Raw genomic sequence first — 16,192 nt, 5'->3', positions numbered from 1 at the left:
TCTCCCACGGTCTGTACTGGTCAGAGTCAGAATCGAGTCTGTAGTCCCACCCACCCCTTCAAGTCTAAACATACAAGCGAGCCTGCTCGCGATGAGGGCTTAACATTCAACAAATCTGCTGACTGTTATACCGCCATCGCGAGCAGGCTCGCTCCCACATGGGTAAAGCGAGGTCAGATCAGAGACCGTAGCTCATCAGACGCTCGTAACGGCGAGCCAACAGCGCTTCGTTATCGAACTTCTTCAACATCGCCAGCTGCGAGCTCAGCTCGGCACGGATCGATGCAGCCGCAGCAGCCGGATTACGGTGCGCGCCGCCCAACGGCTCGCTGATCACTTTATCCACAATACCCAGGCCTTTCAGGCGCTCGGCAGTGATGCCCATGGCTTCGGCAGCGTCCGGCGCTTTCTCGGCGGTCTTCCACAGAATCGAGGCGCAACCTTCCGGCGAAATCACCGCGTAGGTCGAGTACTGCAACATGTTCAGTTGATCGCATACGCCGATCGCCAGAGCACCGCCGGAACCACCTTCACCGATCACGGTGGCGATGATTGGGGTTTTCAGGCGTGCCATGACGCGCAGGTTCCAGGCAATCGCTTCGCTCTGGTTGCGCTCTTCAGCGTCGATACCAGGGTAAGCGCCCGGGGTGTCGATGAAGGTCAGGATCGGCATTTTGAAACGCTCGGCCATTTCCATCAGGCGGCAAGCCTTGCGGTAGCCCTCCGGACGCGGCATGCCAAAGTTGCGACGAACTTTCTCGCGTACTTCGCGGCCTTTCTGGTGACCGATGATCATCACCGGCTGATCGTCCAGACGCGCAATGCCGCCGACGATCGCAGCGTCGTCGGAGAAGTGACGGTCGCCGTGCAGTTCATCGAACTCGGTGAAGATGTGTTCGATGTAGTCCAGGGTATATGGACGTTTCGGGTGACGCGCCAGACGCGCGATCTGCCAGCTGGTCAGCTTGCCGAAGATGTCTTCGGTCAACGTGCTGCTTTTGTCCTGCAGGCGGGAGATCTCATCGCCGATATTCAGCGAATTGTCATTACCGACCAAGCGCAACTCTTCGATCTTGGCTTGCAGGTCGGCGATCGGCTGTTCGAAATCAAGAAAATTCGGGTTCATAGGCGTCCGTCTTGGGTCGACATCCAAGAGAGCTTGGGCCGGCCGGTTGTCTATTCGCGCCCTACCTTAAGGGACAGGCGCGTTCAGGTCGAGATTAAAAATTCTGGTCGAGATCGGGACCTACAGATAGCCCCCGACCGTCAACGGTATTGGAGGAAGACGTTGTCTCGCCCGAACTGGTCACGCAGGGCTTGAATCAAGGCATCCGCCGGGTCAATTCGCCAGGTCTCGCCGAACTGCAGCAAGGCCTTCGCATCGGGACTGGTGTATTCCATAGTGATCGGGCACGCGCCACGGTGACGCTTGAACAACTCACCGAGCCAGCGTAGCTGATCGCCTTTCAAATCCTGGGTTTGCAACTTCAAGCGCAGGCTTTCGGCCAGGTTGGTGCGCGCATCTTCCATGCTCATCACCCGCTTGACCCGCAACCGCAGCCCGCCGGAGAAATCGTCGTTACTGACTTCGCCTTCGACCACCACCATCGCGTCGGTCTGCAACAGCGACTGCGCCGAATGGAATGCTTCGGCGAACAGCGACGCTTCGATCCGACCCGAGCGGTCGTCGAGGGTGATGAAACCCATCTTGTCGCCCTTTTTGTTCTTCATCACGCGCAAGGCGATGATCATGCCCGCGACGGTCTGGGTATCACGGGCCGGTTTCAGGTCGATGATGCGTTGACGGGCGAAACGGCGGATCTCACCTTCGTATTCGTCGATCGGGTGACCGGTCAGGTACAGGCCCAGGGTGTCTTTCTCCCCTTTCAGGCGTTCCTTGAGGGTCAACTCCTTGGCCTTGCGGTGATTGGCGTAGACGTCGGCATCTTCTTCGACGAACAGACCGCCAAACAGGTCGACATGACCGCTATCGTGGGTACGCGCGGTTTGTTCGGCGGCCTTGATCGCCCCTTCCATGGCGTTCAGCAAGACCGCTCGGTTGCGGTCGATATTGGCCTGATAGGCTTTCTGCTCGTCATGGAAGTAAGGCCCCAGACGATCCAGCGCACCGCTGCGGATCAATCCGTCCAGGGTGCGCTTGTTGATACGTTTGAGATCGACACGGGCGCAGAAATCGAACAGATCCTTGAACGGACCTTCCTGACGCGCCTCGGTGATGGCTTCCACCGGACCTTCGCCCACACCCTTGATCGCGCCGAGGCCGTAAATAATCCGGCCTTCGTCATTCACCGTGAACTTGAACTCCGAAGTATTCACATCCGGCGCGTCGAGACGCAGCTTCATGGTGCGAATTTCTTCGATCAAGGTCACGACCTTGTCGGTGTTGTGCATATCCGCCGACAGTACCGCGGCCATGAATGGCGCCGGGTAGTGCGTTTTCAGCCACGCGGTCTGGTATGACACCAGGCCGTAAGCGGCGGAGTGGGATTTGTTGAAGCCGTAACCGGCGAATTTCTCTACCAGGTCGAAAATGTTACCGGCCAGGTCAGCGTCGATATTGTTGGTCTTGCAACCGTCAATGAAGCCGCCGCGCTGCTTGGCCATTTCTTCGGGTTTTTTCTTACCCATGGCTCGACGCAGCATGTCCGCACCGCCGAGGGTGTAACCGGCCATGACCTGGGCAATCTGCATCACCTGTTCCTGATACAGGATGATGCCGTAAGTCGGAGCCAGAACCGGCTTGAGGCCTTCGTACTGGTAGTCCGAGTGCGGGTACGCGAGCTCGGCGCGACCGTGCTTACGGTTGATAAAGTCGTCCACCATGCCCGATTGCAACGGGCCCGGACGGAACAGGGCCACCAATGCGATCAAGTCTTCCAGGCAGTCGGGCTTGAGCTTTTTGATCAGCTCTTTCATGCCGCGCGACTCAAGCTGGAACACCGCAGTCGTTTCAGCTTTTTGCAGCAACTGGTAAGTCGGCTTGTCATCCAGCGGGATGAACGCGATATCCAGCGGCGGCTCATCAACCTTGGCGCGATCACGGTTGATGGTTTTCAGCGCCCAGTCGATGACCGTCAGGGTCCGCAGACCGAGGAAGTCGAACTTCACCAGGCCCGCGGCTTCAACGTCATCCTTGTCGAATTGGGTAACCAGACCATCACCGGCCTCATCGCAATAAATCGGCGAGAAGTCAGTCAGCTTGGTCGGGGCAATAACAACACCACCGGCGTGCTTACCGACGTTACGCACAACGCCTTCCAGCTTGCGGGCCATTTCCCAGATTTCGGCGGCCTCTTCATCGACCTTGATGAAGTCACGGAGGATTTCTTCCTGCTCGTAGGCCTTTTCCAGGGTCATGCCGACTTCGAACGGAATCATCTTCGACAGACGATCCGCCAAACCGTAGGACTTGCCCTGCACCCGCGCCACGTCACGGACCACAGCCTTGGCTGCCATGGAACCGAAGGTGATGATCTGGCTTACCGCGTTGCGGCCGTATTTCTCGGCCACGTAATCGATTACACGGTCACGACCGTCCATGCAGAAGTCGACGTCGAAGTCGGGCATGGAAACCCGTTCCGGGTTAAGGAACCGTTCGAACAGCAGGTCATATTCCAGCGGGTCAAGGTCGGTGATCTTCTGCACGTAGGCCACCAGCGACCCGGCACCCGACCCCCGGCCTGGACCTACCGGCACGCCGTTGCTCTTGGCCCACTGGATAAAGTCCATAACGATCAGGAAGTAACCGGGGAACCCCATCTGGATGATGATATCCAGCTCGAAATTCAGCCGGTCGACGTAGACCTGACGCTTGGCTTCGTAGTCTTCGGTGGTGTCCTTGGGCAGCAGAACGCTGAGGCGATCTTCCAGGCCATCGAAGGAAACCTTGCGGAAATACTCGTCGATGGTCATGCCATCGGGGATCGGGAAGTTGGGCAGGAAGTGAGTGCCCAGCCTCACTTCAATGTTGCAGCGCTTGGCAATCTCGACGGTGTTTTCCAGCGCTTCGGGAATGTCGCTGAACAACTCGGCCATTTCCTCGGCGCTTTTGAGGTATTGCTGATCGCTGTAATTCTTCGAACGCCGCGGATCGTCGAGGGCTCGGCCCTCACCGATGCAAACGCGGGTTTCGTGGGCGGCGAAGTCTTCCTGCTTGATGAAGCGCACGTCGTTGGTCGCGACCAGCGGCGCACCGATTTTTTCAGCGAGGGCCACGGCACCGTGCAACTGTTCTTCGTCGTTGGGGCGGTTGGTGCGCTGGATTTCCAGGTAGAACCGATCCGGGAACACGGCCATCCATTCGCGTGCCAGGTTTTCCGCTTCGGCCGGGTTGCCACTGAGCATCGCCAGACCGATCTCGCCTTCTTTCGCCGCCGACAGCATGATCAAGCCTTCGCTGGCTTCGGCCACCCACTCGCGCTCGATGATGACCGAGCCATTGCGCTGGCCGTCGATGAAGCCGCGGGAGATCAGCTCGGTGAGGTTGCGATAACCCACGGCGTTCATCGCCAGCAGGCTGATCCGGCTCAGAGCGTTATCCGGATCCTTGTTCGACAGCCACAGGTCGGCGCCACAGATCGGCTTGATCCCGGCGGCCATGGCGGCTTTATAGAATTTGACCAGGGAACACATGTTGTTCTGGTCGGTGACCGCTACGGCAGGCATGTTCATGCCGACCAGGGTCTTGACCAGCGGTTTGATCCGCACCAGACCGTCGACCAGGGAATACTCAGTGTGCAGGCGTAGATGAACGAATGAAGCCGGCATAGTGATCCTGTCTAGAAACTAGAAACGTGAAGACAACAAGGCCCGGATTGTACCGGGCCTTGGCAAAAACATCAGCCTTGCGACTAACTCTCGATCAGGTTTTCCCGCGCCTCGTACGCCAGGCGTACCGGGGCGAACGAGCGGCGGTGAATCGGCGTTGGCCCCAAGCGGGCCAGCGCCTCCAGATGAACGGGCGTCGGGTAACCTTTGTGGCCACCGATGCCGTAACCCGGGTAAATCAATTCGAACGCTGCCATCTCGCGGTCGCGGCTGACCTTGGCCAGAATCGAGGCTGCGGCGATGGCCGGTACCTTGCCGTCGCCCTGCACCACCGCTTCGGCACGCATCGACAGCTTCGGGCAACGATTGCCATCGATCATCGCCAGTTTCGGCGTAATGTGCAGGCCTTCGACGGCGCGCTGCATGGCCAGCATGGTGGCGTGGAGAATGTTCAGCTCGTCGATTTCTTCGACTTCGGCCCGAGCGATGCACCAGCTCAGGGCTTTTTCGCAGATCTCGTCGTAGAGCTTTTCGCGGCGGGCTTCGGTGAGCTTCTTCGAGTCGTTCAGGCCCAGGATCGGACGGCTCGGATCAAGGATCACGGCAGCCGTTACCACTGCGCCACAAAGCGGGCCGCGACCGACTTCGTCAACACCGGCAACCAAATCTTCGACTTCAGCGACCAAGGTGAAATCCAGCCCCATTTGCATGCTTGTTTTACTCATTGTACTTGGCCGATCAGGTTCAGCACTGCATCTGCAGCCTGGTTGGAGGCATCCAGACGAAGGGTCCGGTGGATTTCATCGAAGCCGCGGGTCTGTTCTTCACCGCCTTCGATCAGTGGCGACAGCGTCTGGGCCAAGGCTTCAACGGTCGCATCGTCCTGTAACAACTCGGGCACCAACAGGCGCTGGGCCAGCAGGTTCGGCAACGAGATGTAGGGGCTTTTCACCATGCGCTTGAGAATCCAGAACGTCAGCGGCGCCAAGCGGTACGCGACCACCATCGGCCGTTTGTACAACAACGCTTCAAGCGTCGCCGTTCCGGAGGCAATCAGTACAGCGTCACAGGCTGCCAGCGCCAGATGGGATTTACCGTTGAGCAATGTCAGCGGCAGATCCCGGCCCGCCAGCAGCTCTTCAAGTTGCTTGCGGCGCTCGGGGCCGGCGCAAGGCATGACGAACCGCACACCAGGGCGCAGGGCTCGCAGACGCTGGGCCGTATCGAGGAACAACGCACCGAGACGGCCAACTTCGCCACCGCGACTGCCGGGCATCAGAGCAACCAGCGGCCCGTCGGGCAAGCCGAGTTCAGCCCGCGCGGCGGCGCGATCGGCCTCCAGCGGGATGGCGTCAGCCAGGGAATGCCCGACAAACCGCACCGGCACGCCCTTCTCTTCATAGAATTTCGCTTCGAACGGGAACAGCGTCAGCATCAGATCGCAGCCTTCGCGAATCTTCAGCACCCGTTTCTGCCGCCACGCCCAAACCGACGGGCTAACGTAATGCACGGTCTTGATCCCGGCCTGACGCAGCTTGAGTTCGATATTGAGGTTGAAGTCCGGGGCATCGATACCGATGAACACGTCCGGCTTCTCGGCGATCAGGTCGGCAACCAGCTTCTTGCGGCGTGCCAGCAACTCGCGCAAGCGGCCCAGCACTTCCACCAGGCCCATGACCGAAAGACGCTCCATCGGGAAATACGAGGTCAGGCCTTCGGCCTGCATCAGCGGACCGCCGACACCGATGAACTCGACTGCCGGGTGCTGAGCCTTGAGTGCGCGCATGAGACCCGCGCCAAGAATGTCGCCGGAAGCCTCACCCGCTACCAGCGCAATACGCAGATTAGCCATGATTAACGAGTGATGCCGCGGGTCGAAGACTGGATGGAGTCACGGAATACCGCGACTTCCGGGAACTGATCCGAAGGCTCGGCCAGTTCGGCGAGCGCTTGTTCGACCGTAAGGCCCTGGCGATAAACCACCTTGTAGGCACGACGCAGCGCGTGGATCGCATCTTCGCTGAAACCGCGACGACGCATGCCTTCGAAGTTCATGCTGCGAGCTTCGGCCGGGTTGCCGAACACCGTGACGTACGCCGGGACGTCCTTGCCGATGGCGGTGCCCATACCGGAAAAGCTGTGGGCGCCGATATGGCAATACTGGTGAACCAGGGTAAAACCGGACAGGATTGCCCAGTCTTCAACGTGCACATGGCCCGCCAACGCGGTGTTGTTGACCAGGATGCAGTGGTTGCCGATGACGCTGTCGTGGCCGATGTGGGCATAAGCCATGATCAGATTGTGATCGCCCAGGGTTGTTTCAGAACGGTCCTGAACGGTCCCTCGGTGAATCGTCACGCCTTCACGGATAACATTGTGGTCACCAATGACCAGACGGGTTTCTTCACCCTTGTATTTCAGATCGGGCGTGTCCTCGCCTACCGAAGAAAACTGGTAGATGCGGTTGTGCTTTCCGATTCGGGTCGGGCCTTTGAGTATCACATGCGGCCCGATCACTGTTCCCTCGCCGATTTCCACACCTGCACCGATGATCGACCAAGGGCCGACCTCGACGCCGTCGGCCAGGATAGCCGTCGGATCGATGATTGCGCGAGGGTCAATCAAACTCATAGTTTGCGTTCCGCGCAGATGATTTCAGCAGAGCAGACTGGCTTGCCATCGACCGAAGCCTGGCACTCGAACTTCCAGATCTGACGCTTGCAGCTGATGAAGCGGGCTTCGAGGATCAACTGATCGCCTGGAGTGACGGGCTGGCGAAAACGCAGCTTGTCGGAGCCGACGAAGTAGTAGAGCGTGCCGTCGGCAGGCTTCACGTCGAGCATTTTGAAGCCAAGGATACCGGCAGCCTGAGCCATCGCTTCGATGATCAATACACCTGGCATGATTGGATGCGCAGGGAAGTGACCATTGAAGAAGGGTTCGTTGATGCTGACATTCTTGTAGGCGCGAATGCGCTTGCCTTCCACATCCAGATCCACGACCCGATCCACCAGCAGGAACGGGTAACGGTGAGGCAGGTATTCGCGAATCTCGTTGATGTCCATCATTTCGGGGGGAAGCCTATGTAAAGATTGGGAGGCGCGACTGACGCGCACCCCTCTAGCAAATCAAGGAGGCAGTCTAGCGGCTGTGCACACTTGATATGGAAATGGTATCAGCCATCTGATGAAGCATTACCGTCAGGGGTCACTTCCCCTACACGCTTTTCCAGCTGTCGCAACCGCCGCGCGATGTCATCGAGCTGACGGATACGGGCCGCGCTTTTGCGCCATTCGGCTGCCGGTTGCATGGCTGTACCGGAAGAATAGGAACCCTTTTCGGTAATCGAATGGGTCACCATGGTCATCCCGGTGATAAAAACGTTGTCGCAAATTTCGATATGCCCCACCAGCCCTACGCCACCGGCGAGCATGCAATGCTTGCCGATTTTGGTGCTGCCGGAGATCCCCACGCACGCGGCCATGGCGGTGTGATCACCGATCTGGACGTTGTGGGCGATCTGAATCTGGTTGTCGAGTTTCACCCCGTTACCCAGCACGGTATCGGCCAGTGCACCGCGATCGATAGCGGTATTCACGCCAATTTCCACGTCGTCACCGACCAGGACACCACCGATCTGAGCGATCTTCTGCCAGACACCTTTCTCGTTGGCAAAACCGAAACCTTCGCCACCGAGCACGGCACCCGATTGAATCACCACCCGTTTACCGATGCGAACATCGTGGTACAGCGTGACTCGCGGGGCCAGCCAGCCGCCCTCGCCAATCTCGCAGCGGGCACCGATGAAGCAGTGCGCGCCAACGGTCACGCCCGCAGCAATACGCGCGCAGCTTTCGATCACCGCAAAAGCACCAATGCTCGCCGCTGGATCGACCACCGCGTCCGCTGCTACAACGGCTGTCGGATGAACACCGACAGCAGCCTTTGGCTTGGGATCGAACAGATGGGAAATCCGCGCGTAGGCCAGATACGGATCAGGCACGACCAGCGCATTACCGGCAAAACCTTCAGCGTCAGCGGCCTTCAGCAACAGGGCTGCGGCCCGGCTGTCCGCCAGGTATTTACGGTATTGAGGGTTTGCGAGAAAGCTCAACTGAGCTGGGCCAGCCTCTTGCAAAGTGGCTAGCCCAGTAATTTCTTTCTCCGGGTCGCCACGCAGTGTGGCGCCGAGGAACTCGGCCAATCGGCCGAGCTTTATAGTCGCTGTCATGGTTACTTCAGCTGATTCATGCGCTCGATAACCTGGCGAGTGATGTCGTACTGAGGCTTGACATCAATCACTGCGCCACGCTCGAAGACCAGGTCAAAAGCACCTTTCTTGATGACTTCTTCCACAGCGCTGTCCAGTTTCGGCTTGAGCTGCTTCAGCATTTCACGATCAGCAACGGCTTTGGCTTCGTTCAATTCCTTGGACTGGAACTGGAAGTCACGGGCCTTTTGCTTGAACTCGAGTTCCAGGCGTTCACGCTCGCCTTGCTGCATCTTGTCGCCGCCAGCCATCAGACGGTCCTGGATACCTTTGGCACTGCTTTCCAGAGTCTTGAGCTTGCTCAGCTGTGGGCCGAACTTCTTCTCGGCATCCACGGCGTACTTCTTGGCCGCATCGGATTCCAGCAGCGCCATCTGATAGTTCAGAACGGCGATTTTCATGTCGGCAAAAGCCGGACCTGCAACCAGTACGGTCGCCAGGAGAACCAATTGAGTCAACTTACGCACGATGCACTCCTACAAAATCCATTGTCGTTATCTTGGGTCAGACGCTTAGAACGTCTGGCCGAGGGAGAATTGGAACACTTGAGTCTCAGCGTTATCCGGTTTCTTGACCGGCATGGCCAACGCGAAGCTCAGAGGACCCAGTGCGGTAACCCAGGTCACGCCGACGCCGACGGAGCTGGCCATGTTGCTCAGGCTGATGTCGTTACATTCTGTTTGAGCGGTTGAACCGACATTTGCGTTCGTCGTTTTATCGCACTTGGAGTCGAATACGTTACCCACATCCCAGAATACCGAAGTACGCAGGGAACGCTGATCCTTGACGAATGGCAGCGGGAACAGAACCTCGACACCACCCTGGATCAAAACGTTACCACCGAACGGCAGCGGATCCTGGTCCGGGTCGGCGAGCGTGCCGGTGTTACCCGTCACCGCAGCGCCACGACTTGGAGTACTGCGAGGACCGAGGGTGCTGTCCTTGAAGCCACGAACCGAGTTGAAACCACCAGCATAGTAGTTTTCATAGAACGGCAAGCCATCGGTAGAACCATAACCATCGCCATAGCCCAGTTCAGTGTGCAGGCGCATGGTGTAGTTTTCAGACAATGGCTGGAACAACTGGCCACGGTAATCAAGTTTGAAGAACGACAGGTCGCTGCCAGGCGTGGTGGTTTCCAGTGTCAGGCTTTGGGAATGACCACGGGTCGCCAATACACCTTTGTTCAGTGTGGATTCGGACCAGCCGGCCGAAGCCTTGAAGTTCAGATAGCTGTCGCCTTCCTTGTTAACGAAGTCGAAGATCTCGTCAACGGTGTATTGACCGGTCTTGATCTTGTCTTGTTGCGCGGTCAAGCCGAAGGTCAGACGCGAAGTCTCGCTGATCGGGTAACCGACGCTCACGCCCGCACCCAGGCTGTCCACGGCATAGCTGGCTACGTCGACGTCGAGGTCTTTGTAGTCAGTGGTGCGATAGAACGCGTTGTAACCCAGGCTCACGCCATCAGCTGTCCAGTACGGGTCGACGTAACCGAAGTTATAGCGACTCTGGTATTGACTGCGGGTCAAACCGATGCTGACTTTGTTACCCGTACCCAGGAAGTTGTTCTGAGTGATCGAACCACCGAGGATCAGACCGGCGCTCTGGGCAAAACCAACGCTGGCGGTAATCGAACCGGAAGCCTGTTCTTCAACGCTGTAGTTAACGTCTACCTGGTCGTCGACGCCCGGCACGGCCGGTGTTTCGACGTTGACTTCCTTGAAGAAGCCCAGACGCTCAAGACGAGTCTTGGATTGGTCAATCAGGTAAGTCGAAGCCCAGCCGCCTTCCATCTGGCGCATTTCACGACGCAGCACTTCGTCTTCGGACTTGGTGTTGCCACGGAAGTTGATGCGGTTCACGTAAGCACGCTTGCCCGGATCGACGGCAAACGTGATGTCGACGGTGTGGTCTTCATCGTGAGGCTGAGGCACGCCATTGACGTTGGCGAAGGTGTAACCCTCGTTACCCAGACGGCGTGTGATCAGTTCGGACGTGGTGGTCATCAACTTGCGCGAGAACACCTGGCCTTTCTGGACCAGCAACAGAGATTTGACCTGGTCTTCAGGGACTTTCAGGTCGCCGCTCAGCTTGACGTCACGGACGGTGTACTTCTCGCCTTCATTGACGTTGACGGTGATATAGACGTGCTTCTTGTCCGGGGTGATGGACACCTGGGTCGAAGCGATATCCATGTTGATATAGCCACGGTCCAGGTAGTAGGAGCGCAGACGCTCCAGGTCACCGGAAAGTTTTTCACGAGCATACTTGTCATCGTTCTTGAAGAACGACAACCAGTTGGTGGTCTTGAGTTCAAACAGGTCGGTCAGGTCTTCTTCAGGGAAGACGGTGTTACCCACCACGTTGATGTGCTGGATAGCAGCAACGGTGCCTTCGTTGATATTGACCTTCAACGCAACGCGGTTACGCGGCTGCGGCACCACTTCAGTGTCGACGGTAGCCGAGTAGCGACCCTGAGCGACGTATTGGCGCTGCAGCTCGTTACGCACACCTTCGAGGGTGGCGCGCTGGAAAATCTCGCCTTCGGCCAGACCGGATTGTTTGAGGCCTTTCATCAGGTCTTCAGTGGAGATCGCTTTGTTACCCTCGATCTCGATACTGGCGACCGACGGACGCTCGACTACAGTAATGACCAGGACGTTGCCATCGCGGCCCAGCTGGATATCTTGAAAGAAACCGGTTTTGAACAACGCACGAGTGGATTCCACCAGGCGACGATCATCCGCCTGTTCACCGACGTTCAACGGCAAAGCACCAAAGACGCTACCCGCGGAGACCCGCTGGAGGCCATTGACGCGAATATCAGAGATAGTGAAGGACTCGGCGTGAACTTCGGCGATCATCAATACGGTGAGAACCGCAGTTAGCAGCAGACGTTTCATGAAGTCCTTTCTTATTCCAACTGGCAATAAACAAACTGCCGCAAAATGCGGCAGATTCGCAATTCAGCGAAGCGTTACAGTCGACCCAGATCATTGACAAGAGCAAGCAACATCACCCCGATCACCAAACTGATACCGATCTGTATCCCCCAACCCTGCACCCGATCCGACAAGGGGCGACCACGCGCCCACTCGATCAGATAAAACAACAAATGCCCCCCATCCAGTACAGGAATGGGCAACAAATTCAGAACCCCCAAGCTAATACTCAGATAAGCAAGGAAATTCAGGAAATCAGCGACACCCGACTGGGCAGAAGCGCCCGCCACTTTAGCAATGGTTATCGGTCCACTCAAGTTTTTTACCGAGAGCTCACCGAACAACATTTTCTTGAGCGAATCGAGGGTCAGTACGCTCATGGTCCAGGTGCGTCGAGCACCCTCCCCAATCGCTGCCACAGGACCATAACTCACTTCGCGAATCATCTCTGGCGGCCAATCAACGGCCTTCACCCCAGCCCCCAGATAACCACTGGGTGCCTTCTTCTCGCCGCGAGCGGCCAGCGTCACAGGGACGTCGATTTGAGCACCATCGCGCTCGACGCGCAGCATGATTTTGGTATCAGGGTGCATACGGACCGTGTCCACCACCTGTTGCCAGTCATCAAGCGACTTGCCGTCCAGCGCCAACAGTCGGTCACCGGTCTTCAAGCCAGCAGCCTGTGCCGGGCCTTTCGGATCAAGTTCGGCCAGGACCGGCGGCAGCGCCGGACGCCAAGGGCGCAAACCCAGCGAACGAATCGGATCCGGCTCATCGGCACCCTTGAGCCATTTATCCAGCATCAGCTCACGGGGCGAATCCACTGTGGAACCCTGGTCACGGACCAGCAACTGCAGGGAACCGCTCTCCCCAAGACGACGGACCAACTGCAGGTTCACCGCGGCCCAGCCGGTAGTTGGCTCGCCATCGATGGCAATGATTTCCTGGCCCGCGCTCAAACCAGCCTTGGCGGCGATACTGCCGGATTCGACTGCGCCAATGACCGGGCGCACTTGCTCGCTGCCGAGCATGGCGAGCACCCAGAAAAAAATCATCGCCAGTAAAAAGTTGGCAATCGGACCCGCCGATACGATAGCGATGCGCTGGCGGACGGATTTGCGATTGAAGGATTGATCAATCTGGTCGGCGGGCACTTCACCTTCGCGCTCGTCGAGCATTTTCACGTAACCGCCCAGCGGGATCGCGGCGACGACGAACTCAGTGCCTTTCTTGTCGTGCCAGCGCAGCAACGGCATACCGAAGCCCACGGAGAAACGCAGCACTTTGACCCCACAGCGACGTGCGACCCAAAAATGGCCGAATTCGTGGAAGGTGACCAGCACACCCAAAGCCACCAGGGTGCCGACAATCATATAGAGCGCGCTCATCTACTTTCTCCGCAATCCTGTCCAGTGCCGCATGGGTCAACGTATTGCAGCACTTACCGCCCGTGACGACTCAACCATTGTTCGGCCAGTGCTCGCGCTTTCGCGTCGGCCGTGAACACTGCCTCGAGATCGTCAACCGCAACCACGGGCTCGAGATTCAACACTTCTTCGATGATACTCGCGATTTCCGGGTAGCGAACCCGCCCGTCGAGAAAGGCCGCGACCGCCACTTCATTCGCCGCATTAAGCATGGCCGGCGCACTATTACCGGATTCGGCTGCCTGACGCGCAAGGCGCAGGCACGGGAATCGTTCTTCATCAGGCGCCTGGAAGTCCAGCCGCGCAATTGCAAACAGGTCCAGCGGCGCAACACCCGAATCGATCCGCTCCGGCCAGGCCAGCGCGTTGGCGATCGGTGTGCGCATGTCTGGGTTACCTAACTGGGCCAATACCGAACCGTCGATGTAATCGACCAGCGAATGAATCACGCTTTGAGGATGAATCACCACTTCGACCTGGGACGGCTTGGCATCAAACAGCCAGCAGGCTTCGATTAACTCCAGCCCCTTGTTCATCATGCTGGCCGAATCCACCGAAATCTTGCGCCCCATGGACCAGTTCGGATGGGCACACGCTTGCTCAGGAGAAACATGCACCAGTTCAGCCATAGGTGTCTGTCGGAACGGACCGCCAGAGGCCGTGAGTAAAATCCGACGCACCCCGACGGCACTCAGCCCACGAGCGAAATCCTGTGGCATGCACTGGAAAATCGCGTTGTGCTCGCTGTCGATCGGCAGCAGCACCGAACCACTCTTGCGCACCGCCTGCATGAACAGCGCACCGGACATCACCAGTGCTTCTTTGTTGGCCAGGAGGATTTTCTTGCTGGCTTCGACCGCCGCCAGAGTCGGTCGCAAGCCCGCAGCACCAACGATGGCCGCCATGACCGCATCGACCTCAGGATCGGAAGCAACCTGACACAGGCCCTCCTCCCCCACCAGCACGCGGGTCGTCAGGCCTGCGGCGCGCAAGTCGTCCTGCAAGCCTCGGGCAGCGCCCGCCTCAGGCACCACGGCGAACCGTGGCGTATGGCGAACACACAGCGCCAACAGCTCGCTCAGACGGGTGAAACCGCTCAAGGCGAAAACCTGATAACGCTCGGGATGGCGAGCGATGACATCAAGCGTGCTCAGACCAATCGAACCGGTCGCTCCCAGGACAGTAATCTGCTGCGGGCGGCTCACGGTGCCGCCATCCACAGCAGTACAGCAAACACTGGAATCGCTGCAGTCAGGCTGTCGATACGGTCCAGCACGCCGCCGTGCCCCGGCAGCAGGTTACTGCTGTCCTTGATCCCGGACTGACGCTTGAACATGCTTTCGGTGAGATCACCTACCACCGAGATGAACACGATGATGGCTGCACCCATCAGACCTTTGAACAACTGCGCCACCGTCCAGTCTCGAACCAGACTGACAATGACAGTAATGACCAGACTCACCGCGAGGCCGCCGTAGACGCCCTCCCAGCTTTTGCCGGGACTGACCTGTGGCGCCAGCTTGCGCTTGCCAAAGGCCCGGCCAGAGAAGTAAGCACCGATATCAGCACCCCAGACCAGCACCATAACCGCCATGATCAGCCAGTTGCCCAAAAGCTCCTGCTTGATCTGAACCAGGCCTTGCCACGCGGGCAGCAGGATCAGCAGACCGATCACCAGTTTGCAGGCAGCGCTGGACCAGAGTTCGCTGGAACGCGGATAAGTCAGCACCAGATAGGTTGCAACACCCCACCAAAGCACCGAAGCACCCAACACCCAAGGCGCGAGCCCAGGCACGATATGCATGACAAACAGCATCAACGCGACCACAGCCGCAAAGCCAACGCGAATCGGCTGCTCAGTGAAGCCCGCCAGGCGAGCCCACTCCCATGCACCGAGGGTCACGACCAGCCCGATGAACAGCGCAAAACCGGTGCCTTCGAGCAGGAAAAACCCGCACAAGGCGATCGGCAGCAGGATCAGCGCAGTGATGATTCGTTGTTTAAGCATTAAACCCGGGCTCCAGCCTCGACCTGCTCGCTCGTTTTACCGAAGCGGCGCTGCCGAGAAGCAAAATCGGCCAGCGCGGTACGCATGGCATCGTGTTTGAAGTCCGGCCAGAACAGGTCGGAGAAGTACAACTCGGCGTAAGCCAGTTGCCACAGCAGGAAGTTACTGATGCGGTGCTCGCCACCGGTACGGATGCACAAGTCCGGCAACGGCAAATCGCCGGTAGCCAGACAGGTTTGCAACAGTTCCGGGGTAATGTCTTCCGGACGCAGGTGCCCGGCCTGAACTTCCCGAGCCAGACGCTGCGCGGCCTGCGCGATATCCCACTGTCCGCCATAGTTGGCAGCGATCTGCAGAACGAAGCGATTGGTGCCCGCCGTCATTGCCTCAGCTTCACGCATGGCAGCCTGAAGCTCTGGATGAAAACGTGAACGGTCGCCAATGATGCGCAAACTGATGTTGTTTTCGTTCAGGCGCTTGGCCTCGCGACGCAATGCCTTGAAGAACAGATCCATCAAGGCGCTGACTTCGTCAGCCGGGCGCTGCCAGTTCTCGCTGGAGAAGGCGAACAGGGTCAATACTTCGACCCCGGCCTCAGCACACACTTCGATTACCGCACGAACCGCATCCACGCCCGCTTTATGACCGGCGACACCCGGCATAAAGCGCTTTTTCGCCCAGCGATTATTACCATCCATGATGATCGCGACATGGCGCGGCACCGCGGACGGCGCAGTCTGCTTGGTCTTTTCCATGA

At 58.3% G+C, this 16,192-nt stretch carries 13 protein-coding genes; all 13 read right to left on the bottom strand.

The genetic code is table 11. From position 1 onward, the window contains the following. Positions 1-178: 178 nt before the first annotated feature. The 13 genes from QF010_RS32425 to uppS all read right to left on the bottom strand — a co-directional run bounded on the left by QF010_RS32425 (position 179) and on the right by uppS (position 16,190). Complete coding sequence (locus tag QF010_RS32425; protein ID WP_008154040.1) at positions 179-1,126, bottom strand: acetyl-CoA carboxylase carboxyltransferase subunit alpha; 948 nt, start codon at positions 1,124-1,126, stop codon at positions 179-181. Positions 1,127-1,266: 140 nt separating this feature from the next. Further along, a complete protein-coding gene (gene dnaE, locus QF010_RS32420) occupies positions 1,267-4,788 on the bottom strand; it encodes a DNA polymerase III subunit alpha (RefSeq protein ID WP_429534707.1) in 3,522 nt (1,173 codons plus the stop codon). An 83-nt stretch (positions 4,789-4,871) separates the two neighbouring features. After that, entirely contained in the window at positions 4,872-5,498 is a 627-nt protein-coding gene (gene rnhB, locus QF010_RS32415; RefSeq protein WP_033056287.1) for a ribonuclease HII, read from the bottom strand. Positions 5,499-5,509: 11 nt separating this feature from the next. Further along, positions 5,510-6,640: a lipid-A-disaccharide synthase gene (gene lpxB / locus QF010_RS32410; protein ID WP_429511992.1), complete on the bottom strand. Its 1,131-nt coding sequence runs from the start codon at positions 6,638-6,640 to the stop codon at positions 5,510-5,512. A 2-nt stretch (positions 6,641-6,642) separates the two neighbouring features. Next, positions 6,643-7,419, bottom strand: coding sequence for an acyl-ACP--UDP-N-acetylglucosamine O-acyltransferase (gene lpxA / locus QF010_RS32405; RefSeq protein ID WP_033056289.1), 777 nt, complete (start codon positions 7,417-7,419; stop codon positions 6,643-6,645). Further along, positions 7,416-7,856, bottom strand: coding sequence for a 3-hydroxyacyl-ACP dehydratase FabZ (fabZ, locus tag QF010_RS32400; protein WP_008154051.1), 441 nt, complete (start codon positions 7,854-7,856; stop codon positions 7,416-7,418). Before fabZ ends, lpxA begins: the two co-directional genes overlap by 4 nt. Before the next feature lie 107 nt (positions 7,857-7,963). Continuing rightward, positions 7,964-9,019, bottom strand: coding sequence for a UDP-3-O-(3-hydroxymyristoyl)glucosamine N-acyltransferase (gene lpxD, locus QF010_RS32395; protein WP_033056290.1), 1,056 nt, complete (start codon positions 9,017-9,019; stop codon positions 7,964-7,966). A 2-nt stretch (positions 9,020-9,021) separates the two neighbouring features. Next, on the bottom strand, positions 9,022-9,525 hold the full coding sequence (locus QF010_RS32390) for an OmpH/Skp family outer membrane protein (protein ID WP_010462812.1): 504 nt from the start codon (positions 9,523-9,525) through the stop codon (positions 9,022-9,024). Between the two features lie 45 nt (positions 9,526-9,570). Further along, positions 9,571-11,961 (bottom strand): outer membrane protein assembly factor BamA, encoded by a 2,391-nt coding sequence (gene bamA / locus QF010_RS32385; protein WP_033056292.1) that lies wholly within the window; start codon positions 11,959-11,961, stop codon positions 9,571-9,573. Positions 11,962-12,035: 74 nt separating this feature from the next. Next, a complete protein-coding gene (rseP, locus tag QF010_RS32380) occupies positions 12,036-13,388 on the bottom strand; it encodes a sigma E protease regulator RseP (RefSeq protein ID WP_033056293.1) in 1,353 nt (450 codons plus the stop codon). 53 nt (positions 13,389-13,441) lie between these two features. Further along, on the bottom strand, positions 13,442-14,632 hold the full coding sequence (gene ispC / locus QF010_RS32375; protein ID WP_033056294.1) for a 1-deoxy-D-xylulose-5-phosphate reductoisomerase: 1,191 nt from the start codon (positions 14,630-14,632) through the stop codon (positions 13,442-13,444). After that, positions 14,629-15,435 (bottom strand): phosphatidate cytidylyltransferase, encoded by an 807-nt coding sequence (locus QF010_RS32370; protein WP_033056296.1) that lies wholly within the window; start codon positions 15,433-15,435, stop codon positions 14,629-14,631. The genes ispC and QF010_RS32370 overlap by 4 nt, the downstream gene beginning before the upstream one ends. Continuing rightward, positions 15,435-16,190 carry a polyprenyl diphosphate synthase gene (gene uppS / locus QF010_RS32365; RefSeq protein WP_033056297.1) on the bottom strand — a complete coding sequence of 252 codons (756 nt, stop codon included), beginning with the start codon at positions 16,188-16,190 and terminating at the stop codon, positions 15,435-15,437. The genes QF010_RS32370 and uppS overlap by 1 nt, the downstream gene beginning before the upstream one ends. Positions 16,191-16,192: the final 2 nt, after the last annotated feature.

This window comes from Pseudomonas silensiensis, assembly GCF_050434865.1.
GTDB classification, from domain to species: domain Bacteria; phylum Pseudomonadota; class Gammaproteobacteria; order Pseudomonadales; family Pseudomonadaceae; genus Aquipseudomonas; species Aquipseudomonas fluorescens_W.
This window is presented reverse-complemented; position numbering and strand designations above follow the sequence as displayed.

What these genes read in the sequence shown, in the direction of transcription:
- rseP (WP_033056293.1), bottom strand. Translation starts at nt 13,388, where the DNA reads ATGAGCGCGCTCTATATGATTGTCGGCACCCTGGTGGCTTTGGGTGTG.
- lpxB (WP_429511992.1), bottom strand. Translation starts at nt 6,640, where the DNA reads ATGGCTAATCTGCGTATTGCGCTGGTAGCGGGTGAGGCTTCCGGCGAC.
- fabZ (WP_008154051.1), bottom strand. Translation starts at nt 7,856, where the DNA reads ATGATGGACATCAACGAGATTCGCGAATACCTGCCTCACCGTTACCCG.
- rnhB (WP_033056287.1), bottom strand. Translation starts at nt 5,498, where the DNA reads ATGCAAATGGGGCTGGATTTCACCTTGGTCGCTGAAGTCGAAGATTTG.
- uppS (WP_033056297.1), bottom strand. Translation starts at nt 16,190, where the DNA reads ATGGAAAAGACCAAGCAGACTGCGCCGTCCGCGGTGCCGCGCCATGTC.
- dnaE (WP_429534707.1), bottom strand. Translation starts at nt 4,788, where the DNA reads ATGCCGGCTTCATTCGTTCATCTACGCCTGCACACTGAGTATTCCCTG.
- QF010_RS32425 (WP_008154040.1), bottom strand. Translation starts at nt 1,126, where the DNA reads ATGAACCCGAATTTTCTTGATTTCGAACAGCCGATCGCCGACCTGCAA.
- QF010_RS32370 (WP_033056296.1), bottom strand. Translation starts at nt 15,435, where the DNA reads ATGCTTAAACAACGAATCATCACTGCGCTGATCCTGCTGCCGATCGCC.
- bamA (WP_033056292.1), bottom strand. Translation starts at nt 11,961, where the DNA reads ATGAAACGTCTGCTGCTAACTGCGGTTCTCACCGTATTGATGATCGCC.
- lpxA (WP_033056289.1), bottom strand. Translation starts at nt 7,419, where the DNA reads ATGAGTTTGATTGACCCTCGCGCAATCATCGATCCGACGGCTATCCTG.
- lpxD (WP_033056290.1), bottom strand. Translation starts at nt 9,019, where the DNA reads ATGACAGCGACTATAAAGCTCGGCCGATTGGCCGAGTTCCTCGGCGCC.